Annotated in this window: 24 protein-coding genes; 16 read left to right on the top strand and 8 right to left on the bottom strand. The window is 66.1% G+C overall.

Annotated elements, in window-relative coordinates:
- Positions 1 to 51: 51 nt before the first annotated feature.
- The 8 genes from Q7514_RS07905 to Q7514_RS07940 all read left to right on the top strand — a co-directional run bounded on the left by Q7514_RS07905 (position 52) and on the right by Q7514_RS07940 (position 8,226).
- Positions 52 to 1,212 (top strand): M20 family metallopeptidase, encoded by a 1,161-nt coding sequence (locus Q7514_RS07905; RefSeq protein ID WP_330132714.1) that lies wholly within the window; start codon positions 52 to 54, stop codon positions 1,210 to 1,212.
- Positions 1,209 to 2,369, top strand: a complete 1,161-nt coding sequence (locus Q7514_RS07910; RefSeq protein ID WP_330132715.1) for a M20 family metallopeptidase — start codon at positions 1,209 to 1,211, stop codon at positions 2,367 to 2,369. The genes Q7514_RS07905 and Q7514_RS07910 overlap by 4 nt, the downstream gene beginning before the upstream one ends.
- An 88-nt stretch (positions 2,370 to 2,457) precedes the next feature.
- Positions 2,458 to 3,747, top strand: a complete 1,290-nt coding sequence (locus Q7514_RS07915) for a sensor histidine kinase (RefSeq protein WP_330132716.1) — start codon at positions 2,458 to 2,460, stop codon at positions 3,745 to 3,747.
- Positions 3,744 to 4,397, top strand: a complete 654-nt coding sequence (locus tag Q7514_RS07920) for a response regulator transcription factor (protein ID WP_330132717.1) — start codon at positions 3,744 to 3,746, stop codon at positions 4,395 to 4,397. Before Q7514_RS07915 ends, Q7514_RS07920 begins: the two co-directional genes overlap by 4 nt.
- An 86-nt stretch (positions 4,398 to 4,483) precedes the next feature.
- The gene (locus Q7514_RS07925) at positions 4,484 to 5,701 is read left to right on the top strand and encodes a glycosyltransferase 87 family protein (RefSeq protein ID WP_330132718.1); all 1,218 of its coding nucleotides are present in this window, start codon (positions 4,484 to 4,486) and stop codon (positions 5,699 to 5,701) included.
- The gene (locus Q7514_RS07930) at positions 5,698 to 6,804 is read left to right on the top strand and encodes a glycosyltransferase family 4 protein (RefSeq protein ID WP_330132719.1); all 1,107 of its coding nucleotides are present in this window, start codon (positions 5,698 to 5,700) and stop codon (positions 6,802 to 6,804) included. Before Q7514_RS07925 ends, Q7514_RS07930 begins: the two co-directional genes overlap by 4 nt.
- Before the next feature lie 184 nt (positions 6,805 to 6,988).
- Positions 6,989 to 7,555: a hypothetical protein gene (locus tag Q7514_RS07935; protein WP_330132720.1), complete on the top strand. Its 567-nt coding sequence runs from the start codon at positions 6,989 to 6,991 to the stop codon at positions 7,553 to 7,555.
- Entirely contained in the window at positions 7,552 to 8,226 is a 675-nt protein-coding gene (locus Q7514_RS07940; protein ID WP_330132721.1) for a hypothetical protein, read from the top strand. The genes Q7514_RS07935 and Q7514_RS07940 overlap by 4 nt, the downstream gene beginning before the upstream one ends.
- 18 nt (positions 8,227 to 8,244) lie before the next feature.
- On the opposite strand, the gene Q7514_RS07945 is transcribed toward Q7514_RS07940, so the two are convergent.
- The 7 genes from Q7514_RS07945 to Q7514_RS07975 all read right to left on the bottom strand — a co-directional run bounded on the left by Q7514_RS07945 (position 8,245) and on the right by Q7514_RS07975 (position 14,616).
- Complete coding sequence (locus Q7514_RS07945; RefSeq protein ID WP_330132722.1) at positions 8,245 to 8,454, bottom strand: DUF4287 domain-containing protein; 210 nt, start codon at positions 8,452 to 8,454, stop codon at positions 8,245 to 8,247.
- A gap of 61 nt (positions 8,455 to 8,515) precedes the next feature.
- Positions 8,516 to 8,923, bottom strand: a complete 408-nt coding sequence (locus Q7514_RS07950; RefSeq protein ID WP_330132723.1) for a hypothetical protein — start codon at positions 8,921 to 8,923, stop codon at positions 8,516 to 8,518.
- A gap of 24 nt (positions 8,924 to 8,947) precedes the next feature.
- Positions 8,948 to 9,454 (bottom strand): hypothetical protein, encoded by a 507-nt coding sequence (locus Q7514_RS07955; RefSeq protein ID WP_330132724.1) that lies wholly within the window; start codon positions 9,452 to 9,454, stop codon positions 8,948 to 8,950.
- Positions 9,455 to 9,474: 20 nt separating this feature from the next.
- Positions 9,475 to 10,236 (bottom strand): ABC transporter ATP-binding protein, encoded by a 762-nt coding sequence (locus Q7514_RS07960; RefSeq protein ID WP_330132725.1) that lies wholly within the window; start codon positions 10,234 to 10,236, stop codon positions 9,475 to 9,477.
- Positions 10,233 to 11,927 (bottom strand): dipeptide/oligopeptide/nickel ABC transporter permease/ATP-binding protein, encoded by a 1,695-nt coding sequence (locus tag Q7514_RS07965; RefSeq protein WP_330132726.1) that lies wholly within the window; start codon positions 11,925 to 11,927, stop codon positions 10,233 to 10,235. Before Q7514_RS07965 ends, Q7514_RS07960 begins: the two co-directional genes overlap by 4 nt.
- On the bottom strand, positions 11,924 to 12,925 hold the full coding sequence (locus tag Q7514_RS07970; protein ID WP_330132727.1) for an ABC transporter permease: 1,002 nt from the start codon (positions 12,923 to 12,925) through the stop codon (positions 11,924 to 11,926). Before Q7514_RS07970 ends, Q7514_RS07965 begins: the two co-directional genes overlap by 4 nt.
- Entirely contained in the window at positions 12,925 to 14,616 is a 1,692-nt protein-coding gene (locus Q7514_RS07975) for an ABC transporter substrate-binding protein (RefSeq protein ID WP_330132728.1), read from the bottom strand. The genes Q7514_RS07970 and Q7514_RS07975 overlap by 1 nt, the downstream gene beginning before the upstream one ends.
- A gap of 204 nt (positions 14,617 to 14,820) precedes the next feature.
- On the opposite strand from Q7514_RS07975, the gene Q7514_RS07980 reads away from it, so the two are divergent.
- The 4 genes from Q7514_RS07980 (at position 14,821) to Q7514_RS07995 (ending at position 18,674) form a co-directional block, all read left to right on the top strand.
- The gene (locus Q7514_RS07980; RefSeq protein WP_330132729.1) at positions 14,821 to 15,594 is read left to right on the top strand and encodes an IclR family transcriptional regulator; all 774 of its coding nucleotides are present in this window, start codon (positions 14,821 to 14,823) and stop codon (positions 15,592 to 15,594) included.
- 108 nt (positions 15,595 to 15,702) lie between these two features.
- Positions 15,703 to 16,641, top strand: a complete 939-nt coding sequence (locus tag Q7514_RS07985) for a TauD/TfdA dioxygenase family protein (RefSeq protein ID WP_330132730.1) — start codon at positions 15,703 to 15,705, stop codon at positions 16,639 to 16,641.
- A gap of 1 nt (position 16,642) precedes the next feature.
- Entirely contained in the window at positions 16,643 to 17,575 is a 933-nt protein-coding gene (locus Q7514_RS07990; RefSeq protein ID WP_330132731.1) for a TauD/TfdA dioxygenase family protein, read from the top strand.
- A gap of 10 nt (positions 17,576 to 17,585) precedes the next feature.
- Positions 17,586 to 18,674: an ABC transporter substrate-binding protein gene (locus Q7514_RS07995; protein ID WP_330132732.1), complete on the top strand. Its 1,089-nt coding sequence runs from the start codon at positions 17,586 to 17,588 to the stop codon at positions 18,672 to 18,674.
- A gap of 99 nt (positions 18,675 to 18,773) precedes the next feature.
- Here Q7514_RS07995 and Q7514_RS08000 read toward each other — a convergent pair whose 3' ends face one another.
- Positions 18,774 to 19,244 (bottom strand): gamma-glutamylcyclotransferase, encoded by a 471-nt coding sequence (locus tag Q7514_RS08000; protein WP_054714223.1) that lies wholly within the window; start codon positions 19,242 to 19,244, stop codon positions 18,774 to 18,776.
- 264 nt (positions 19,245 to 19,508) lie between these two features.
- On the opposite strand from Q7514_RS08000, the gene Q7514_RS08005 reads away from it, so the two are divergent.
- The 4 genes from Q7514_RS08005 to Q7514_RS08020 all read left to right on the top strand — a co-directional run bounded on the left by Q7514_RS08005 (position 19,509) and on the right by Q7514_RS08020 (position 23,886).
- The gene (locus Q7514_RS08005; RefSeq protein WP_330132733.1) at positions 19,509 to 20,906 is read left to right on the top strand and encodes an NAD(P)H-quinone dehydrogenase; all 1,398 of its coding nucleotides are present in this window, start codon (positions 19,509 to 19,511) and stop codon (positions 20,904 to 20,906) included.
- 72 nt (positions 20,907 to 20,978) lie between these two features.
- Entirely contained in the window at positions 20,979 to 21,407 is a 429-nt protein-coding gene (locus Q7514_RS08010) for a VOC family protein (protein ID WP_330132734.1), read from the top strand.
- A complete protein-coding gene (locus Q7514_RS08015) occupies positions 21,404 to 22,225 on the top strand; it encodes a MerR family transcriptional regulator (protein ID WP_330132735.1) in 822 nt (273 codons plus the stop codon). The genes Q7514_RS08010 and Q7514_RS08015 overlap by 4 nt, the downstream gene beginning before the upstream one ends.
- Before the next feature lie 71 nt (positions 22,226 to 22,296).
- Complete coding sequence (locus Q7514_RS08020; protein WP_330132736.1) at positions 22,297 to 23,886, top strand: ABC transporter substrate-binding protein; 1,590 nt, start codon at positions 22,297 to 22,299, stop codon at positions 23,884 to 23,886.
- The last annotated feature ends 18 nt before the right edge of the window (positions 23,887 to 23,904 follow it).

Below are 23,904 nucleotides of genomic sequence, written 5' to 3' on the forward strand. Positions count from 1 at the left end.
GGTCGCGTGGCATCGTCGGATGCGCCCGTCCGGCATGACAGACTGGGCATCGTGACGACCGAATCCGACAGTGCGATCGAGGCTGCCTCAGACACCTTGATCGCACTGTCGCATTCGATCCACGCGGAACCGGAACTGGCATTCGGCGAACACCGCAGCGCCGCCAAGATCGTCGAGGTCCTCCGCGACACCGGGTTCGAGGTCCGCACCGGTGTCGCCGACCTCCCGACCGCATTCGACGCCCGATACGGCAGCGGCGAGCTGGTTCTCGCGTTCTGCGCGGAATACGACGCGCTTCCCGGAATCGGGCACGCTTGCGGGCACAACATCATCGCCGCCGCGGCTGTCGGGGCCGGGATCGGGTTGGCCGCGCTCGCGGACGAACTCGGCGTCACCGTGCGCGTGATCGGCACTCCGGCCGAGGAAACCGGTGGCGGCAAGGTCCTCATGCTCGAGCGCGGCGAGTTCGACGGCGTCGGTGCCGCTCTGATGGTCCATCCGGGCCCCTTCGACATCACCGGGGCGACCTCGCTTGCGCTCGCCGACATCGCCGTCTCCTATGTCGGACGGGAAGCGCACGCGTCCGCGGCACCCGAATACGGGCGCAATGCGGCCGACGCGGCAACCGTCGCGCAGGTCGCGATCGGTCTCATGCGACAACACCTGATCCCGGGGCAGCAGATCCACGGCATCGTCAGCGACGGCGGGGCCGCACCCAACATCGTGCCCGGCCACTCCGAGATGCTCTACTACCTGCGCGCGACCACCGCCGGCCTGCTCGACGATCTCCGCGAACGCGCCGGACACTGCTTCGAGGCCGGCGCTCTCGCCGCCGGATGCACCCACAGCATCCGGACCGTGTCGCCTACCTACACCGAACTCACCCCGGACCCGTGGCTGGTGCAGGCATATCGTGAAGAGATCATCGGTCTAGGGCGCGCACCGCTGCCCGTCGAAGAGGAAGGGTTCCGCCCGCTGGGCAGCACCGACATGGGAAACGTGACGAACGTCCTGCCAGGAATACACCCCGTCATCGGTCTCGACTCGGGTGGTGCCGTCACACATCAGGAAGCATTCGCCGCCGCGTGTATCACAGAGTCCGCCGACCGCGCCCTTCTCGACGGCGCCCGCGCGCTCACCGCGACCGCGGCCCGCGTTGCCGTCGACCCAGGTCAGCGTGCCCGCCTGCTCGAAGGGGCGGGCCGCCGATGAACCCGTACGTGGAGAAATGGATCGACGAGCACGCGGGAGACCTGATCGCGTGGCGCCGTCACATCCATGCCAACCCCGAGTTGGCGCGGCAGGAGTATGCCACCACCGAATTCGTCGCGACCAGGCTGACAGCGGCCGGGCTCACACCCAAGGTGCTGCCCCGCGGCACCGGTCTGATCTGCGATCTCGGGCCCACGAACGGACCGCGAATCGCGTTGCGTGCCGACATGGATGCGTTACCGCTGCAGGAGATGACGGGACTCGACTTCTCGTCGACCGTTCCCGGCGTCTCCCACGCGTGTGGTCATGATGCACACACCACCGTGCTGCTCGGAGCGGGCCTGGCTCTCGCGACGGTGCCCGAGTTACCCGTCGGTGTGCGGCTGGTGTTCCAGCCCGCGGAGGAGGTCATGCCCGGCGGTGCCCTCGATGTCGTCGCGGCCGGAGGTCTCGACGGCGTGTCCCGCATCTTCGCGTTGCACTGCGACCCGCGGCTCGAGGTCGGCAAGGTGGGAATGAGGGTGGGCGCGATCACCTCGGCCGCCGACACCATCGAGCTCGTCCTCGATTCCCCCGGCGGGCACACGTCGCGTCCGCACCTGACGGGTGACCTCGTCTACGGACTGGGCACCGTGATCACCGGACTCCCGGGCATGCTCAGCCGAAGGATCGATCCGCGCACCGGCACCGTCATGGTCTGGGGTGCCGTCAGTGCGGGCAAGGCCCCGAATGCCATCCCGCGCACGGGAATGCTGGCCGGCACGGTGCGCACCGGCGACCACGAGACCTGGGAGCTTCTCGAACCGATGGTCCGTGAGATCGTGCACGGGCTCCTCGCTCCCACCGGGGTGAGCTACGAACTGCACTACCGTCGCGGCGTGCCGCCCGTCGTCAACGACGAGGTCTCGGCGCGGATGTTCGAGGACGCGATCCGGGCGGCCGGTCCCGACGCGCTGTCGGACACCCCGCAATCCGGTGGTGGCGAAGACTTCTCGTGGTATCTCGAGCAGATCCACGGTGCGATGGGTCGCTTGGGTGTATGGTCCGGCTCCGGGCCCGAACTCGACATCCACCAGCCGACGTTCGATCTCGACGAACGGGCACTCCCGGTGGGTGTGCGGGTACTGACCAACCTTGCGCTCGGCGCGGTCGGATAGCTCCTTCGCGGGCGGTGCGGATTCCCCCGCAAGATAAATAGCTCTCCGGGGGGATGCCCGACGACGAACCTTCGACCTAGTGTCGGGTGTGCTCCATACGAGATCGAGGGCGACCGCCCCATCATCACGTGTCCGGGATGTCGCCTCCGGTCAGGTCCGGGCCGTTGTCGAAGCGTGGACACCGGAGACGTCGTACGCCCCGCTGCGCCCGCGCGGGCGCAGCGGAACACCAGGTCTCGCCGGTGCAGTGCTGTTGCTGACCCTGCTGTTCGGCACGTCGGTCGGACAGCTGACCGACATGGTGCCGTGGGTCGTGGCCGCCTACCTGCTCGGGGCGGTACAAGTGCTTCCGCTGGTGTTCGTGTTCGCGAGCCCGCTGGTGACCTGGCAACTGATGACCTTCGGGTTTGCTGCGGGCACGGTCTCGGGGCTGGTCCAGGACGAGGTCGTGCCATGGCCGGTCGCAAGTTGCATCTCGGCCGGTATGGCACTGATCGCACTCGCCTCGGGCCGGCCGCTTCGGGTGGTGTCGGCTGCGGCGTCGACGTCGCTGATCCTGGTCGTCCTTCCTGCAATGTGGACGGTCGGTCTGCCGCTGCATGCGGTTGCGATGATCGCTGTTGCCGCCACGGGGATCGTGGCTGCCGGCGCGGTCTTTCGGCGACTTCGCGCGGCCGAGACACATCTGGTCGTGGAACGAGGGCTGCGCCGTGAACAGGAACACCGCGAAGTCATCGCCCGCGAGCGCACCCGTATCGCACGGGAGCTGCACGACGTGGTTGCCCACCATATGTCGATGATCGCAGTTCAGACACAGGCCGCGACATTCACACATCCGGAACTACCGGTCGGTGTCCACTCCACATTCGACGACATCCACGCGGCGGCAGCGACCGCGTTGACCGAGATGCGCAGGGTCGTCGACGTCCTCCGAGGCCCCGAAACGGAGGGCGGATCGGAAGCCTCCACACTCGACGGGCTCGACGACCTGGTCGCGAGATGGTGCGGTTCGTCGGGGCAGGAGGTGGACCTGCGAGTACTCGGGGATCCGGACACGGTACCGACGGAGATCTCGTGCGCGATGTACCGCATCCTCCAGGAAGCGCTGACCAACGCGCATCGGCACGGCGCAGGCAACGGTGTGACCGTCGAGATCCGGATCGGAGCGGGACATTCGCGCCTCACGGTCGGTAACGCCATCGTGCCCGGCCACCCGGCGTCCGACGGTGGAGGGCACGGGCTCATCGGAATACGCGAACGGGTCGCCGCGTACGGCGGGACCGTGGAGACGGGCCCCGACGAGTATGGACGGTTCGTCGTCGATGTCGAGTTCGACCATCGTGCTGTGGCACACGCCGGTCTCAGGGAGGAGCGATGATTCGCGTGGTGGTAGCCGACGACCAGGCGCTCGTCCGCGACGGAATTGCCGCGGTGCTGAACACTCAGAGCGACATCGACGTGGTGGGATCTGCGGAGGACGGCGCGGAGGCGGTCGAGCTCGTCGCAGCGTTGGACCCCGACGTCGTGGTCCTCGACATCCGGATGCCCAGGCTCGACGGAATCCGCGCTGCGGAGGTGGTACTCACCAGGCCGGACAATCGCACCAGAGTGATGATGCTGACCACCTTCGACCTCGACGACTACGTCTACGACGCGCTGAGTCTCGGAGCCAGCGGATTTCTGCTGAAGCAGTCGACCGCGTCGGATTTCATCACAGGTGTGCGCACCGTCGCAGCGGGGGAGTCGATGCTCGCACCGTCGGTCACCACCCGTCTGATCGCCGAATTCGCCAGGCGCAAGGGCACTGCGGTCGTGGAATCCGGTCGGGCGTCGGTGTTGACGCCGAGGGAACGGGAAGTCCTGCAGGTGATGGCGCGCGGAATGTCGAATCCGGAAATCGCGGCGGAGCTGTCGGTGGCGGAGGAAACGGTGAAAACCCACATCGGGCGAATCCTCGGGAAGCTGGGCCTGCGCGACCGCACTCAGGCGGTCGTCTTCTACTTCGAGCACATCCAGGGCCGGGCCTGAGCACGCGGGGTAGCTCGCCCGAGCTACCCCGAGAATCGCTGCTGCAGGGGATGTTCGGATGATCATGCGTCCGTAGCGTTTTCCGCATGCTACTCGAGCGCACTCACCTTCACGACCGGGCACGTTTCGCCTCGGCCGGTCTGTTCGCCTATCGATGGACGTTGACCTACGCGGCCTTTTCCGTGGTCGTTCTCGTCTACGGGGTAGTGACGCAGCTGCATCCGCATCGCGTCTGGGCTCTGTGGGCAGTCGCCGGATATGCGCTGGCCGCTGCGCTTGCAGCGAGGCGGCGCCTCACGCCGGCCGCGGTGGCTGCGGTGATCGGCGCCGTAGTGGCGCCGGGAACCGTGCTGATCGCGACACGCACCGCGCAGCTCGAGGTGTCGGTGGTCGCGGAGTCGGCCGCTTCTCTGATCACCACGGGCAGCCCCTACGGTCCGGGCCCGTCGGTGCTCGCCGAGTACAACCCGTACGGCCCAGCAATGACGCTCTTCGGTGCACCCTCGCAACTGTTCCCGGAGAACCCGCTCGGTGATCCGCGAATCTTGTTCGCACTGTTCTTCGTTGTGTGTGTCCTGTTGGCCTCGACGATGGTCCTGGCCCGGCCGCTCCCGCGACGCTCCCGGATGCAGCTGACGGTTCTGATCGCGTCGCCGGTGATTGCCCTGGCCATGGCGGTCGGAGGAGTCGATCTTCCGGTTGTGGGCGCTGCACTTCTCGGTCTTGCGGCGGCGACCCGAGGTCGGGTGGTGACGACGGCGGTGTCGTTCGCCTTCGCCTGCGCTCTCAAACCGCTCGCGGTCCCGGTTCTCGTGGTCGCGCTCGTCCTGATGTGTGCGCGATACGACGGCCGCACGGCCCTGCGGGCAGGGGCAACGTGCGCGGCGTTGACGGTCGTGTTCCACATTCCGGCCTTCACTGACCCGGAGGCCTTCGTCGAGCACACACTTCTCTTTCCTCTGGGACGCACGGATATCGTGACCCCGGCCGGAGAGTCGCTCGTCGGTGGGGCACTGACGCGTCTGGTGCCGTACGGCGCGACGCTCACCTCGGCCGTTCTGGCCGTTGCAGGAGTCTGTGGTGCTGTGGTGCTGGTGCGGAATCCGCCGGACTCCTTCGTTCGAGCAGCCTCGTTCGCCGCGGCCGGCCTCATGGTTCTCTTCCTGCTCGCACCCACTTCGCGGTTCGGGTACTTCGTCTATCCCCTGGTGCTCGGTGGAACCGCAGCCGTGTCCGCCTTGGAAACGACCCGTCGCTCCGCGGGGACAAGGGCGCGCACGGGCAGGATGGAGGCGTCCCAGTGAACACACAGAACCGCATCCTGGTCGTGACCAACGATTTTCCTCCCAGGCAGGGGGGTATCGAAACGTTCGCGTTCGAGATGGTCCGCCGCTTCGATCCGGCTGACGTGATCGTCTACACCTCCGCGGAACCGGGTGCCTTCCACCACGATGCGCAGATGCCGTTTCGGGTGATCAGGGATCGTTCGCGCATGCTTCTTCCCACCCGGCGTATGGCACGGACGGTGCAGTCGATCGCGGTCGAGCACGGGTGTGGCCGTGTCTGGTTCGCCGCTGCCGCGCCGCTCTCGTCGCTTGCGCGCCCCCTCCGCACGGTCGGTGTACAGCGCATCGTCGCATCCAGCCACGGGCACGAAACCTGGTGGGCGAAACTGCCGCCTACCCGGGCATGGTTGCGGCACATGGCGCACGGTGTGGATGTCTTCACCTACATCAGCGACCACACCGAGGCAGCGCTACGGTCTGTCGTACCCGCCCGCACGTGCTTCACGCAGCTGTCCCCGGGTGTCGACCCCGGCCTGTTCGCGGCACCGAAACGACACGGTCCCGATCGGGCACACAGGGGACCGGTGATCGTGTGCGTTGCGAGACTGGTGCGCAGAAAAGGACAGGACGCCTTGATCCGGGCCATGCCGATGATTCGCGACCGCCACCCGGGCACCCGTCTCGTGTTGGTCGGCGACGGGCCTCGCCGTCGTGACCTGCAGGCGCTCGCGCGGCGACTCGACGTAACCGATGTTGTGACCTTCGCCGGCGGTCTTCCTCACTCTCGGATTCCCGCCGTGCTCGCAGCGTCCGACATCTTCGCAATGCCCTGCCGAACTCGCAGGGCGGGGTTCGAGGAGGAAGGTCTGGGCATCGTGTTCCTGGAGGCGTCCGCGGCAGGACTTCCGGTCATTGCAGGCAACTCGGGTGGTGCGCCGGAAACCGTCCGCGCGGGTGCAACAGGCTTGGTGACGGCGAACGATGCGGAGTTGTCGAAGGCTTTGCTCCTGCTGCTCGACGACGCCGATGTTGCGACCCGAATGGGCAGCACCGGGCGGGAGTGGGCGCAGGGTTGGTCATGGGACGCGACCTGGAAGACACTCGCCGGTCTCCTGGAGTGAGCCCGTTGCGGAGAGCATGAAAGTTGACCATCGGTTAAGAAAGGCTTACCTTATAAATCGTTACGTCACCTTACGAGCGTCCTGCTCGAACCAACGGAAGAATTCTGTGTCAGCACCTGAACGCATCGCTCCCGGCCCAGGCGAATCTGCCTCCGCCGCACTCGCTCCGGTCCTAAGAATCACCATGGGTAGCGACAATCTCGCGGGAGGTGTCCACGACGACCCCAGGCTCGGCGAGGTCGACCTCTACCGCCTTCCTCACACAGACCTCTCGTCAGTACGCGGCCTGATCATCGGTGGAGGCTCGGACCAGATCTTTCTGGAGCGAAACAAGGACCTGCTCACCGAGTTCGCGACCTCCGGTGGCCGCATTGCGGTCATGGGACACGTGCTCACCGATTTCCTTCCGGGCCTGGGTGTGTGGCGCAAACTGGCCTACACGGGCCCGAAGGACCTGGCGATCACCCTCGGCGATCAGCACCCCGTCTGGGACGGAGTCGATCCGGTCGACCTGAGTACCCGCAAAGGCGTCACCGGGTTCTACGCGCGCGGATACGTCGACAAGATTCCGGAGGACGCCCTCGTGACCACCCGGATCGGTCGGCACGCCCTGCCTCTCGACTACGTCTACCCACTCGGACAGGGGCAGGTACTTGCGCACGGCGGCAACGACCTCACAGGCTGGGCGAACGACCCCAACAGCTCCTCGAAACTGACGACGCAACTCGTCGATTGGCTGGTGCAGCGGTGACGACGATCGAACCCTTCTCCCGTACCGACCGTGCGCCCCAGCAGGGCACGCGACTCGCGCTCGTCCAGGGCGGTTCCTACCCGCACCTGCAAACGATGAAGGACCCGGCGGTGCTCGCCCACCAGCCGGACTTCCATTATCTGGCCGACCTCGTCGACGGAGACCTCGACGGCTACTCGACGGTCATCCTCGCCGACCGCCTGCACCCCGACCTCGTCGCCCGCCATGCCGCGCAATTCCGCGCTGTCGCCGAGCGCGGCGGCACCCTCGTCGTGCTCGGCGAGAACCAGGTCCATACCTGGCTTCCCGGCGTCGAATGGGAACCACGGCCGACGAACTTCTGGTGGTGGCTCCACGGGGAGGACCCGTTGATCCGCACCCGCAGTCACCACCACGAAGCATGGCAGTACTTGACCACCAAGTCGGCGATCTGGCATCACCATGGGCTGCTGCGCACCGATGCGGAGGTGGTGCCGCTGATCATCTCCGAGGAGCCCGACGCCGATGGCAACGTGCATGACGCGGGCATGATGCTGTACGAGGACACCGTCTCGACCCCGGGGCGCCTGATCGTGACCACCCTCGATCCGACCTACCACCACGGCAGCAACTTCATGCCGGGCGCGACCCGGTTCCTCTACGCGCTCCTGCGCTGGGTCGACAACACCTGAGCGCGTGTGCGCCGGCGCCTATGTTCCGGACTCCTTCAGCGTGTGCGCGACAAGTGCATTCGCGTGCCCATGACCCATGCCGTGATCGGCTTTCAGCCAGTTCACGAGTTCCATGTGTTTGTTGAGATCCGAAGTGCGGATCAGTGCCTTCCACTCCTCGATCGGACGGCCGTACTTCTTCTCGATGGACGGGAAGTACGATTCGGGGCCCTTCGGTGTGTCGGTCATGCTCGGCAAGGTAACCGCGGTGTCCGACATGTTCGGCGAACGTCGCCCTTGCCCACCTCGATCAACGCCGGCGTTGTCCTGCGCGGCGAGACACGAGCCAGGTGAGCACTGCGACCGCGGATCCTCCGACAGCAGTGCCTGCTACGAGCAACAGGAGACCGACGACCCATAGGCCGCTCTCGTCGCTCGCCGCTGCGTTGCGCCCCCACGCGAGCGCGAACCCGACGGTCGTGCACGCGACCACTGCGATGCTGCCCTTGACCGAGCAGCGCAGCGCCAGGCACCCAGCGACGACGACGCAGGTGATCGTCGCTCCGGCCGCGACCACCTGCATCGTCGAATACGGTCCTGTCACAATGCCGTCCGGCAGCGTTCGGTAGCCGGTCTCCCACCCGAGCCACGCGAACCAGGTCGCCACCGACGCGGCGGCGACAGCGAGCAGGACCAGTGCTGCGCGTGGGAAGGTCATCGAACGTACAGTACGGACCCGCGGTTATCCGACGATGTCGTAGACCTCGTCCGCGGGTGCGGCGAGCAGACGATCGGCCATCTCCTGCTTGAGGACGGTCAGCCGAGCGTTCTCGGCGTCGGTGCGCTCCGCCTTGCGTCCGAGGGTGATGAACTCGTCGGTGACGAAACCTTCGCGGATCTCGAGGCGCACGCTGGTGCCGCGGTAGGTGAGCACGAACACGTAGCGCTCGAGGGTCGAACCTCGGTCGGTGCGTTCGAGCGTCGAGTCCACTGTGAACCGATCCTCCGTGACGGCGCGAGTGACCGCCTCGAACGTGTCGCGCACTCCTGGACCACGGTGTGCCGTGGAGACGGAGATCTCGCGGCGCTCGGCCGGACCCTCGGGGCACAGGGCCGGCAAGACGCGTTCGAGCACCTTGACGGCGTGGGCGACGCCTCCGGGGAATCCGGGGCCGTGGTACTTCATCACGTCGTCGACGGTGAAGTCGATGAGCGTTCCATTATCGAGGACTGTGAGCGTTGCAGACATGGATTTCTCTCCTGTTTCGGTCAGCGGGTGCCGGTCGCGGCGGCCACCAGGGAGGCCGTGTATCCGTGTGAGGGGGTGGTGAGGACGTCGGTGGATGCGCCGGCTTCGACGACCTGCCCGTCCTGCATCACCATGACGGTGTCGCAGCTGCGGGCTGCGAGAGCGAGGTCGTGGGTGATGTGCAGGACCGCGAGGTCCTGGGAGCGGGCCAGTTCCGACATCATGTCGACGATCTCGATCCGCAGCGACGCATCGAGTCCACTGGTCGGTTCGTCGGCGAGTAGGAGCCGGGGCCGGGTCACGAGTGCCCGCGCGAACGCGACGCGCTGCCGCTGACCGCCGGACAACTCGTGTGGGTAGCGGTCGGCGTAATCGCCGGCCGGCGCGAGACGCACCGACTCCAGCGCGTTCGACACCGCGTCACGTCGGGAAGCTCGGTCTCCGATCCGGTGGATCACCATCGGCTCGGCGACGATGTCGCCGACACGCATCCCCGGTGGGAGCGAGGCGTATGGATCCTGGAAGACCAGATGCATGCCGCGCCGCAGCGTTCGACCCGCGCGTGTCGAGGCGGTGGTCAGGTCGACACCGTCGAACACGATGCGGCCCGACGTCGCGGAGACGAGCCCGGCGATCGCCCGCGCAACGGTTGACTTCCCGGCCCCCGAACCGCCTACCAGGGCGACGGATTCGCCGGTGTCGAGCAGGAAGGACACATTGTCCGCAGCTCGGGACTCGCCGAACACCACCGACAACGAGTCGACTTCGAGCAATGCGCTCATCGAGCCACCTTCTCCCGGAGGGATTCGAGCCGCGGCGCAGCGTCGACCAGCTTGCGGGTGTAGGGGTGTCGCGGGTCGGTGCCGATCTGCGAGGCGGTGCCGATCTCGACGAGTTCGCCATCTTTCATCACTGCGATGCGATCGGCGATCCGCTCGATGACCGGCAGGTTGTGCGTGACGATGAGCAGTGCGAGCGAGTGCCGTGCACGCAGGTCGTCGAGCAGCGCCAGTATCTCCGCCTCACGGAGAACATCGAGGCCACTGGTCGGTTCGTCGGCGATCACCACATCCGGTTCGTTGGCCAGCGCCATCGCAATCACGACCCGCTGGCGCATACCGCCCGAGAGCTGGTGTGGATACGCGTCGGCGCGGTCGGCGCCGAGTCCGACCTGTGTGAGCAACTCGAGCGTTCGCTCACGCGCCTCGTGCCGGCGCCGCGAGCGGTGCACGAGAATCGCCTCGTCCATCTGGGACCCGATGCTGCGCACAGGGTTCAGCGCGCTCAGCGCTTCCTGCGGGATCAGAGAGATTCGATTCCCACGCAGAGCTCGCAGTTCCTCGTCAGGCAGCGCGGCGACATCGCGGCCGGACACGAGCACGCGTCCCGAGGTGATCCTGGCTGCAGAGGGGAGTAGCCCGAGCGTCGCGGCGGCAACGGTGGATTTCCCACTGCCCGATTCGCCGACGAGGCCGACGAGTTCACCCGCCTCGACAGCGAACGACACCTTCGTCGCGCCGCTGCTCTCCTCGCCGTACACGACCGTCAGGCCGTCGACGACGAGGGGTGCGACCGGAGTCCCGTCCACAGGAGGGGCCTCCGCCGGGCGCGTCTTTCGGCGCAACCGGTTCTGCGCCCGGACCGTGAGGATCGGGCGTGACCGTTCCTCGATCGCATTGCCGAGCAGCGCGAAGCCGAGCACGGTGACCGCGATGGCGATGCCCGGCGGCAGAACCCACCAGACCCATGCGTCGGTGAGGAAGGCGTTGCGTGCGTGGGCCATCGACAGCATCGATCCCCAGCTCGCCGCCGAGATGTCGCCGAGCCCGAGGAACGCCAGCGATGCCTCGAGCAGGATCGCTGTCTTGACGGTGAGTACGAACTGCGGGATCACCAGTGGCAGAATCGCGGGAAGGACATGCCGGCGCAGCACATACACCGGACCGGCGCCCATGGCCCGCTCGGCCTGGATGTAGTCCCGTTCGCGCAGAGTCAGTACCTGCGCGCGCAATTCGCGGGCGAGACCTGCCCACAGCACTGCAGAGATCACCATCACCTGGGTGCCCAGGCCGGGGCCTGCGAAGACTCCGATGACGATCGTCAGCGGCAGTACCGGCAACGACAGCACCACATCGACCATGCGCATCAGCACGGTGTCGACGGCTCCGCGCACGTACCCGGCGGCGATGCCCACCGCGGTGCCGATCGTGGTTGCGACGAGAGCCGCGACCACACCGACGAACAACGAGATCTGGGCGCCCTGGATGAGCATCGACAGCAGGTCGTGGCCCACGTCGTCGGCGCCGAGCCAATGGTCTGCGGAGGGTTTGGCGAACGGCCTGGTGACGCGTTCGGTGGGGTCGTACGGCGCGAGCCAGGGCGCTGCGGCCGCGCACAGCAGAAGAATCCCCAGAATCACGGCGCCCACGAGTGCGAGGCGATGCGAGCGGGTCTTCGTGCCGAGAAGGCTCATGCCGGTGTCCCTTCCGGTGCGCGCTTCGTCGCGACGGTGCGGTTCTTGCGCACACGCGGATCGAGCAGCGGGTAGGTCAGATCGGCAAGCAGATTCGCGGCGACGATGCCGACCGTGGCGAGCAGAAACGCACCCTGCAGCAGCGGATAGTCACGCGCGGTGACAGCATCGAAGGTGAGTTTGCCCAGGCCCGGATAGGCGAAGACGGATTCGACGACGACAGCGCCCGACAGCAGCACCCCGACGGTGAGGGTGAGCGTGGTGTACACGGGCAACAGGGCATTGCGCAGCGCGTGCCCGAGAGCGACACGGAACTCACCGAGCCCCTTGGCTCGGGCGAGCCGGATGAACGGCTCGTCGAGCACGCTCACCATCGACGCACGCGTCATGAGGAAGAACCCGCCGATACCGGCGATGGTGAGCGTCGCGACGGGGAGCGCCATGCGGGACGCGACCTCGGTGAGCCATTCGACACCGGCCGCGTCGAACGAGGCCGCGCCGTACGACGGGAACCAGCCGAGTGTCACCGAGAACACCGCGATGAGATTCATGCCGATCCAGAAGCCGGGCATCGAATCGAGCGCGAGAACCGTGACGACGGTCCCGGTTTCCTTCGCGGAGCCACGGCACCATGCCGCCCATGCGCCGAGTAGGGAGCCGATGACGAACGCGAACAGCGTCCCGATCCCGACCAGTGCGAGCGTCCACGGAAGTTTCTCCCACAACACATCGAGAACGGGGCGATTGTGCTGCACGGACATTCCGAGATCTCCGCGCAGCAGACCGGACCAGAAGGAGACGTACTGCTCGAGGATCGGCCGGTCGAGCCCGTAGTCTGCTCGCATCTGTGCGATGTATTTCGGGTCGAGCGACTGCTGGTCGCCGCCGTACAGATAGTTGACGGGATCACCCGGTGCCAGGTGTGGCAGGGCGAAGTTCAACGTCACTGCTGCCCACAGAACCAGCGCGTACTGTCCCGCTCGGCGCAGGGCTGTCATCAGTCCTGCGGGGCTTCCGCGTTCGCGGCGTCGACGACGTCGGAGGGCAGGAACGACCATTTGTGGACGATGCCGTAGCCGGGGGTCTCGACCCAACCGGCGAATCGGTCGGCGCGGAAGGCCCAGGTCTCGTCAGGGTAGTACAGGGCGATGGCGGTGGGCTGGCGGTTGAACAGTTCCTGCATCTCCTGCATCGCCGCGATGCGCGCCTCGTTGGTCTCGGTGGCGCGCCATCTCTCGTACAGCGCATCGAATTCCGGGTACGCAAGATCGGGGTGACTCCACAGGTTGCCCGAACGGTGCGACATGATGAACTGCGTGGAGTCGGCCACCGCGTGCGGACTGTTCGTGGTGACGTAGAGGTCGAAGTTCTTCTTCGCAGATGCATCCGAGAGCGAGCCGGCGTCGAGGGGGCTGACGACGACGTCGATACCGACCTCGGCGAAGTCCTCGGCAATCAGTTCGGCGGCGCGGACCTGCGGCGCGTCACCACCGTTGACGATCAACGTGAACGGTGCATCGTCTCCCGCCGGGTTCTCGCGGGTGCCGTCGCCGTCGATGTCCTTCCATCCGAGTGAGTCGAGCAGCGCTGTGGCCTGAGCAGGGTCGTACGGGGTGGAGGCGTCGGGGTCGGCAAACGGTGCATCCGGGTGCACGTAGCCCTGAGTGCCGGGCCGGCCCTGGCCGAGGCCGACGATGTCGAGCATCTGATCCCGATCGACCGCGAAGTTCAGCGCGGCACGGAAGTCGGCCTGCGCGAAGGGCTCACGGGTGAAGTTGAGTTTCAGCTCGGGGTAGGTCAGCGGCGCCACGGTGATCGTACCGATATCGTTCGACGCGGTGAACTGATCGACCAGTTCCGGGGTGAGCGCGCGGTCGACAGCGTCGACCTGACCGGAGCTGAGCGCGGTGAAAGCTGCCGAGGAGTCGGCGATCACCGGCATGACCAGCTCGTCGACCGTCGGAGCGCCCGCGAAGTAGTCGGCGTTGGCCTCGAACCTGTACCCGGTGGTGGGACTGTAGTCGACGAGCTCGAACGGTCCGGTGCCGATGGGGAGCTCGGTCACTTCCTTCGCTGTCGCGGGGTCGACCTTCGACCAGACGTGCTCGGGAAGCACGGGGAGATCGGCGAGTGTGACCGTGCCGAGTTCGGGGCATGCGTAGTCGCACACGAACCGCACCGAGGTCGGGCTCGTCGCTTCCACCGTCGAGATCGACGGAGTGTCATTGACATGATGCGTGAAGCGCCCGGTCGGGGCGGCATGCATGTAGTGGTAGCTGAAGGCGACGTCGTCGGCGGTGAACGCTTCGCCGTCGTGCCAGGTGACGTCGTCGCGAAGGTCGACCTCCCAGGTCGTGGGATCGACCTGCCGGACGTCGGTGGCCAGCCACGGTTGCGGGTCGGCGACGTACGGCGAAGGGGAAAGCAGTTTGTCGTAGACGAGCTCGGTCATCTGGTCGGACGCACCGGCGAAGATGTTGAGAGGACCGGTGTCCTTGGCGACGGCGACCGTCAGCGACTCGGCTCGGGCCGGTCCTTCTGTGGTGGACGTCGACGACTCGGACGAGCCGCATGCGGCGGCGAGCAACACGGGGATGAGGAGCAGGGCCGGGGCGGCAGAGCGAGCCGCACGAGACGGGGCCGTGCCGGACCGGGCTACGACGCGTGTGCGCCGAGTACTACGAATCACTGGGAGTCCAATTCTTCCGGGAATCAAGATTGGCTTACCTAACTTTGGTAAGCGTGACCTTATAACATGCCTGAAGGTGGCGTGCAGGGTGTCTCTTCGGCCGGGCCGGATTGGGATCGTGCCGCGCCGAACGGTTGTCTGCGGGGTCTACGCCGACAAGAGTTCCGATGAGGAACACGCTGTCGCGCCGGTGAGGCGAAGCGGGTGGTCACTGAGAGTCGTGAGGTGATGGTGAGCAGTCCGTCGAGTGAGGCCCGGTCCGGATCCCGTGCGGTCGAGCGTGCTGTGGCGATGCTCGCGTGTTTCGACGACGGCGCGACCGACCTGTCGCTCTCCTCGCTGGCGGCGCGCACCGGTCTTCCGGTGAGCAGTGCATATCGAATCGCCCAAGCGCTCCTTCGTGGTGGCCTGCTCGAGAGGGTCCCCGGCGGCGACGGCTATCGCATCGGCCCGGGCCTGATCACCCTTGCTGTACCACCACTGGTGAGGGCGGGTGTCGACTTCTGTGCCCCGCAGCTCTATGCGCTTGCGGCCGGCATCGAGATCACGACGAGTTTGGGCGTCGTGAGATCGGGTGAAGTACTCACTCTTTTTTCTGCCCGGCCACCCGAGAAGTTCTGCGAAGTTCAGCTTCCACGCGGCCGGCAACCGGTCGCGAGTAGCGTCATGGGGCAGGTGATGCTCGCGTTCTCACCGAGTTTTCGAGCGGCGGCGCCTCGCGGTGCAGAACTCGAACAGATTCGGCGGCGCGGGTTTGCGGTTGCTCCGGATGCGTCCGACTCTTCTCTGCGCGCTGTAGCGGTGCCGGTGTTCGACCACATGCGGCGGCCGTGGGGTGCGATCGGTGTGCAGGCGCGAAGGTGGAGGCTGACGGACGCTGTGGTGCGGCAGATCGTCCCTCCGATGCGCCGTGCGGCCGACCGTATCGGTGGTGGGTCCGACCGCGTCGCGATCGCGCTCGAAATAAGTTCAGGCTGAGTGTTTTTCGCATCGTGGAAACGGACTACCCACGGGAACCTCCGGCGAGGAAGGGTGATCGCAACGGCCCGATCGGTGGTCGAGTAGCACACAGCCCGAGGGGAATTCATGACGCTTGTACAGGAAACGCCTGTAGAGACCGAACTGTCCGTACGCCCGGTCGCCGGCCATATCGGCGCGGAGATCACCGGAATCGACCTGCGAGAGCCACTCGCAGACAACGATGCCGAGAAGCTGCGCCGGAAGCTGCACAAGTACAAGGTGCTGTTCTTCCGCGATCAGCACATCGACCACACGCAGCAGATCGCGGTCTCGCGGCACTTCGGCACAGTCACGCCGTCGCACCCGTACGACGACGAGGCGCCGGAGGGATTCCCGGAGATTCTGGCGGTCGACAGCCGCAAGTACGAACGACGCTTCGGTCGCAAGAAGTACAGCTACGACAACAAATGGCACACCGATGTCACGGCGGTGGTCAATCCGCCGGCTGTAACCCTGCTGCGCGCACATGAGGTTCCCGAGCGCGGCGGCGACACCACCTGGACAAATCTGGTCGCTGCGTACGAAGGTCTGCCCGAATCCCTCCGCGACCTCGTCGACGGCTTGCGTGCCGAGCATCGATTCGGTGGGCGTCAACCGCAATGGTCCGCAGACAGCGACTACGGCCGTCGCGTCCAGGCCAACCCCTTCGTCACCGAACATCCTGTGGTGCGGGTACATCCGGTGACGGGGGAGAAGGCATTGTTCGTGCAACCGGGATTCACCTCCCGCATCGTCGGGTTGTCGCCGGCACAGAGCAATCATCTTCTCGATCTGTTGTTCGAGGAGGTCACGGCTCCCGCCTACACCGTCCGGTTCCGTTGGTTCCCCGGTAGCGTCGCGGTGTGGGACAATCGCGCGACCGCGCACCTGGCACCCACCGACCTCGACCATCTCGACGTCACCCGCGTGCTGTACCGCACCACCATCGAGGGGGATGTCCCGGTGGGTCCGGACGGCCGAGAGTCCGTGTCGATCTCCGGCGCAGCATTCCGCGGCGAGGAATAAGATGACTACTTTCGCCGAACCCACGACGACCTTCGAGATCGCCCCCGTCGCCGGCTATCTCGGAGCCGAAGTCGAGGGCATCGACCTCCGGAAGCGTCTCGATGCAGTCACCGTCGCGCGACTGCGAGCGGCGCTCCTCGAGCACAAGGTCCTCTTCTTCCGAGGTCAGCCGCTCGATCATGCTGAACAGATCGCGTTCACCCGGTACTTCGGCCGGATCACCAATTCGCATCCGTACAACTATGACCCGGATTCTCCCCACCAGGAGATCCTCGAGGTCGACAGCCGAAAGTACGCCGCGCGGGCCGGTACCAAGCAGTATTCGTATGCCAACTTCTGGCATTCGGATGTCTCGGCGCTGATCAATCCTCCCGCGATCACATTCCTGCGGTCCGAACTCGTCCCCGAGGTCGGGGGCGATACCACGTGGACCGATCTGGGTGCCGCCTACGCGAATCTGCCCGTGTCGCTGAGGAAGTTCATCGAGGGTCTGCGTGCCGAACATCGTTTCGGTGGGCGTACACCGAGGTGGGCATCCGGGAGTCGGTCAGAGCAGCATGTCGCCGCTGAGCCGTACATCACCGAGCATCCGGTGGTGCGTGTACACCCGGAGACGGGTGAGCGCGGCCTGTTCGTGACACCCGGCTTCACGAGTCGGATCATCGGGCTGTCTCCGGGGCAGAGTGACCGGATCCTCGACCTGTTGTTCGACGAGATCACGAATCCTGCGTACACGGTGAGAATCCGATGGGAGAACGACAGCATCGGCGTGTGGGACAACCGGATCACTGCCCATCAAGCGCCCACTGATCTCGATCACCTCGACGTGGTGCGAGTTCTGCACCGCACCACGATCGAGGGCGACGTGCCGGTCGGTGTCGACGGGCAAACATCGGTCTCCGTGGTGGGCGAGCCCTTCTACGGTAACGACTGAGGAGCAGTGAATGTCGTCGATACTGGGAAGGTCTTCGGTGGGTGCGGTCATGCTTGCGGTGATCGCGCTGGTGTCGACGGCGTGTGGTGCCGCACCCGGAAGTGTCGAAGCGGCGCCTCCGGACGGGAAAAAGGTGCTCCGCTACGAGGGTAGCCCGAGCAACGTCACCTTCCCGGAACTTGCCGCCGACCTCGGATACTTCGACCGTGTGACGTTGGAGTGGTTGGGGGACAACACCAGTGGTCCATCGAGTATCCAGAACGCCGCGACAGGGGAGACCGACTTCGGTTCCGCGTTCCACGGCGCGATCGCGAAGCTTGCCGGAGCCGGTGCTCCGCTGACCGCTGTCGTATCGGTCATGGGTGCGGACGGAGACACAGCGGAGCACACCTTCAACGGGTACTACGTCCTCGAGGGAAGTCCGCTGACGTCCGCCCGGGATCTGATCGGGAAGAAGATCGGGATCAACACGCTCGGCGCCTACCACGAGTATGTGATCAAGGAATGGTTGTTCCGGTCGGGTTTGTCCGACGACGAGATCGCACAGGTCGAACTCGTCGTGGTGCCTCCGCTCAACACGGAACAGGCACTGCGGCAGGGGGCGATCGATGTGGGCAACCTCGGGGGCATCATCAAGGACGCAGCGCTCGCCCGCGGCGGTGTGCGGCCGTTGTTCACCGATATCGATCTCTCAGGACCGCTCTCCTACAGTGCTCTCGTGTTTCGCGACGACTTCATCGCGGAGCATCCGGACGAGGTCGCCGACTTCGTGCAGGGAACCGCAAGGGCCGTCCGATGGACGCAGACCCAGCCGCGTGACGAGGTGGTCGATCGCTTCGTCACGATCATCGAGGCGCGCGGTCGTAGCGAGAGCACCGAATTCGTCCAGCAGTGGAAGAGTCCGGGCGTACCCGACCCCGGCGGGCCGATTGCTGCCGACGACTTCGGGATCTGGATCGATCAGAGCGTGCGTCTCGGCATTCTGGAACACGGCGCGGTCGACTCCGAGGACCTGTTCACCAACGAGTACAACCCGTACGTGAACGGGACGTTCCCGCCCGATGCGGGACCCGACGGGAATGCGCCGACCGCCGGATAGTGGGATTCCGGCTGTATGTCCCGGGAGGCTTCGGCGTCCCGGGACATACGCGCGTCGGTGCCTCGGTAGATCAGCAGGCGTTGATCGGCGGGCGGCCGATCAGAAGGCGTCAGGACGCCCCGGACCGACATTGCGGCTGTTGCGGGTGCGTAGGTTCATCACGTAGTCGGACGGAGCACCGGCGATCTCTGCAGCGTCGGCCATAACACCCAGGTAGCGGGCCGACGGAAGTCCACCTTCATACCCGTCGACGACGTACAACCAGGCCAGGATGGGGCCGTCGGCCGTGTCGATGCGGACGCGGATCTTGCGGTGGAAGCCGAGTTCGGCGCCTTCCCAGCGGTCGAGGCTGCGCTCGTCGTCCTCCGGCACGTCGTAGAGCACGACGAAGACCTTGGACTCGGGATCCTCGACGACCGTCGCCAATGCACCTTCCCAGCCGATGTCGGCGCCGGCGAATGTCAGCCGCCACCCGTGCAACCAGCCGGTACCGGACATCGGCGAATGCGGGCAGCGCGTCAGCATCTGCTCCGGATGCATGTTGGACCCGTAGGCGGCGTAGATCGGCACGTCCTCAAGGCTAACGGTTCGGTCTCGATCGCACCGTGCCGGGCACCGCCTGCTGTGACGGAGCCAGCGGCGCGCTCGGGCGGTCTGTCTGCCGCGCTCGGGTGGTCTGTCTGCCGCGCTCGGGTGGTCTGTCTGCCGCGCTCGGGTGGTCTGTCTGCACTGTGCCCCCGCGGTGGCATAGCGTTGTCGCGGGAGTTCGCACACCCCCGCGGACGCACGTGTTCGGCCCGATACCCTTATTCGGAATCGATACAGAGGAGAACAATGACTCGGATTGTCATCATCGGCGGCGGACCCGCCGGTTACGAGGCGGCGCTCGTGGCAGCGCAGTACGGCGCGTCGGTGTCTCTGATCGATTCGGATGGCATCGGCGGCGCATGCGTTCTCTTCGACTGTGTCCCGTCCAAGACCTTCATCGCGTCCACCGGCGTCCGCACCGACATGCGGCGCGCCACCGATCTCGGAATCGAACTCGAACGCACTTCCGTTGCGCTGCCGCAGGTGCATGCGCGCGTCAAGAGTCTTGCGCGTGCCCAGTCGGCCGACATCCGCACGAAACTCGAGGCCGCGGGCATCGCGCTGCTGTCCGGACACGGTGAGCTGATCGACCCCGAGGTCGGGATGGCCGCGCACAAGGTCCGTGCCAGGTTGTTCACCGGTGAGGACAAGGTCCTCGACGCCGATGTCGTGCTCATCGCGACCGGTGCAAGTCCGCGTGTGCTTCCGAACGCCGAACCCGACGGTGAACGCATCCTGACGTGGCGTCAGCTCTACGACCTCGACAGGCTTCCTGAGCACCTCGTCGTGGTCGGTTCCGGTGTCACCGGCGCAGAGTTCGTGTCGGCATACACCGAGGTCGGGGTTCAGGTCACCGTGGTCTCCAGTCGCGACCGCATCCTGCCCCACGAGGACGAGGACGCTGCACTCGTGCTCGAGGATGTACTCACCGAACGCGGAGTCACGCTCGTCAAGCACGCGCGCGCGGATTCGGTCGAGCGCACCGAGAGCGGCGTCCGTGTGCTCTTGTCGGACGGCCGCGTCGTCGAGGGTAGCCACGCCCTCATGACGGTCGGATCGGTCCCGAATACCCAGGGTCTCGGACTCGACAAGGTGGGACTCGAACTCGACCGTGGTGGTTACCTGCACGTCGACCGTGTGTCGCGCACGTCGGTGCCCGGAATCTATGCCGCCGGTGACTGCACCGGCCTCCTGCCGCTCGCCTCCGTAGCCGCGATGCAGGGACGCATTGCGATGTACCACGCGCTCGGCGAGGGTGTGAGCCCCATCAAGCTCAAGACTGTGGCGGCGGCCGTGTTCACCCGGCCCGAGATCGCTGCCGTCGGTGTCACCCAGGCCGCCATCGACAAGGGCGAGATCCCCGCCCGCACGGTGATGTTGCCGCTCAACACGAACCCGCGGGCGAAGATGTCCGGGTTGCGGCGCGGCTTCATCAAGATCTTCTGTCGCCCCGCGACCGGTGTGGTGATCGGCGGTGTGATCGTCGCGCCCAACGCATCCGAGCTCATATTGCCGATCGCACTGGCGGTACAGAACAACCTCAACGTGACCGATCTCGCGCAGACCTTCTCGGTGTACCCGTCGCTGAGCGGGTCGGTGACCGAGGCTGCGCGTCAGCTGATGCGGCACGACGACCTGGACTGATCGGCCGGGTCACGCACAATGACGGCGTCGGGAGTTGACTCTCCCCTCAGGGGAGGGCGGACGGTGACATGCATGAGCACCTTCACAGCACGGAGTACCTCCGTCACTCAGAGCATCTTTCCCGTCGTCCCGGTCGCCGACATTCGCCGCAGTCGCGACTTCTACGCCGGCCTCCTGGGGCTGATTGTCGTGTACGACAGCGATTGGTACGTACAGCTGCAATCGCCGATCACCGAATCGGTCCAGCTCGGGCTCGTCATACAAGACCACGAGACGATCCCCGAGGGCTTCCGCGGATCGCCTGCAGGCGTGCTCGTCTCGGTGGAGGTCGACGACGTCGATGCTGTCCACGCGTGTGCGGTATCAGCAGAACTGCCCATCGTCCTGAGTCTGCGCAGCGAGGACTTCGGGCAGCGACACTTCATGACCGTCGACCCCGACGGTCTGCTGGTCGATGTGATCACGGTGATTCCCTTCACGGTCGGCACTGCCACGACATGACCGATCCGACGCCGTGGATGAGTATCGGTGAGTTCGCGCGAGCGTGCCGACTCACCGTGAAGGCCCTGCGTTACTACGACCGCGAGGAACTGCTGACCCCTGGGCGCGTCGATCCGCACACCGGATACCGGTACTACGCGCCTGCTCAACTCGCGACGGCGCTGCGGATCGGTCTGCTTCGCCGGGCCGGAGTCTCGATCTCCTCGATCCGGCGGATCGTCGACGATCCGGCGCGCAGTGCGGATGTGCTGGCCGTCGAGCGTGCCCGGATCGAGTACGAGGCCGAGCGGGCGCTGCGCTCGCTCGCCCTCGTCGGGTCGCTCGAAGCGATTGCCGCGACGGCACTTCCCGTTCGGCTGCGCCACATCGACGATCAGGTCGTGCTGTGGCGCGAAGGCAGCGCCGACGCGGACGACCTCGACCGCACCGTTGCCGCCTCGATCGAGAATCTCCTGGTGGACGCTGCCGTGCTCGGCGTCGACACGGATGCTCCGGTAGTCGGACGGTACCCGGTGGTCCTCGAAGGAACTGTCGACTTCGGGGTGGGGATCGAGGTCGCAGCCGATGTCGGCTCCGAGGCTGTTCTCATGCCGGGCGGACTCTTCGCTGCTGTGGACTTCACCGGGCCCGCGTCACTCCTGCCGGTCGCCTATCACGCCCTGTTCGCAGAACTCGCGGCCCGCGGAGTCGAAGCCGTGGGTCCGGTGCGCGAGTACTACCTCACCGATCCGGCGGAGGTCGGCGCCGAAAACATGCTCACGAGGGTTGTGCACCACGTGTCCGACCCTGACTCGAAGCCGTCGACATCTCCGCAGTAAATATTATGGTGTGTCTTACAGTAATAACGTAATCTCGGTCTCGTCCAAGCGAGGATGCCGGGAAGGTGCCAATGTTTCGAGGAAGACTGTCATGGAGGCGGCGCAGCATCGATGCGGCAGCCGTCGCGGTATGTTCCGTCCTGCTGCTGAGTGCGTGCGGCGGGTCGGATTCCGGTAGCGCAGACAATGATCCGGCGCAGGTCGGCGAACCGGTTGCGGGCGGTGTCGCGACCGTCATCCAGATGGGTGAGCCGCGCACACTCGACCCCGCGGCGATGAGCAATACATACGCGGGTTCGTCCCTGCTGGGTAACGCGCTGTACGGCACGCTGATGACCACCGACGTCGACACCCTCGAGATCGAATACGGATTGGCCACCGACTTCTCGAGCGACGACGGCGGTGCCACGATGGTGCTGTCACTGCGACCCGACGTGACGTTCTCCGACGGCACACCGCTCGACGCGGAGGCAGTCAAGTTCAATTGGGATCGTTTGCGCGACCCCGCCACCGCGTCGGGATCGATCGGTGAGGCATCGCAGATCGCGTCGACCGAGGTGCTCGGCCCGACGACGCTCGAAGTCACGTTGGCGGCACCGAACCCGAACTACGCGCACAGCGTGATCGTCAGCTCGATGAACTGGATCGCGTCCCCGGGCGCGCTGCAGCAGGGCGCGGCGGCGTTCGACGAGAACCCGATCGGTGCAGGTCCTTTCGCGCTGGCGAACTGGTCCAGACAGGACGTCATCGAGCTCGAGAAGAACCCGAACTACTGGGATGCGCCCCGGCCGTACCTGGACGGACTCACGATCCGCACGTCTGCCGACACCACACAACGGCTCAACTCGATCACCACCGGCGGCGCGGACCTGGCCTCGGACAGCAACTGGAGCACTCTCGCTACAGCGGAAGACGCAGGAACGGCGGTCGAGGTCGTGCCGATGGGCGGTGGGCAGTACCTCGGCATGAATCACCGTCGTGCCCCCTTCGATGATCCACGCGCCCGGAGGGCGGTGTCGCTTGCGGTGGATCTGGATGCGATGAATACGACCGTCTACAACGGCGAAGGCGTCGTCCCCGACACCCTCTTCCTGGAGGATTCGCCGTGGTACTCGGACATCCCGCTCGGTGGCCACGACACGGAAGCTGCACAGCAACTGTTCGATGAGCTGGCGGCCGAGGGGAAGCCGGTGTCGTTCACTTTCACGACGTTCCCGACCGTGGAGAACAAGGCGGTCGCGGAGACCACACAGGCACAGCTGAGAGCGTTCGAGAACGTCGAGGTCGAGGTCGAGGTCCTCGATTTCCCCGCCAGATTCGCGCGGTTCGGCACGCGCGACTTCGACATGATGGTCCACGGCGTGACAATTCAGGACCCCGATCATTCCCTCTGGTCGAGCTTCCACTCGACGTCCATGGGGAACATCGTGGGAATCGATGACCCCGACCTCGACGCGGCGCTCGACGCCGGTCGTGTCGGCACCACTGTGGACGAGCGCGAGGCGGCCTACGGCATTGTGCAGGAACGCCTGGCCGAGCTGATCCCGGGTGCGTGGTACGTCCGGCCCGCGCCGGCGGTGCTCATCGGCGACGACGTGCACGGGGTCCGGCTGTCGGGTCTCGGTGCGCCGATTCCCGACGGCATGTGGCTCACGGGATAGTCGATGGTGCACGAACGG

This window comes from Rhodococcus artemisiae (assembly GCF_036327795.1).
In the GTDB taxonomy this organism is placed as follows: domain Bacteria; phylum Actinomycetota; class Actinomycetes; order Mycobacteriales; family Mycobacteriaceae; genus Rhodococcus; species Rhodococcus artemisiae.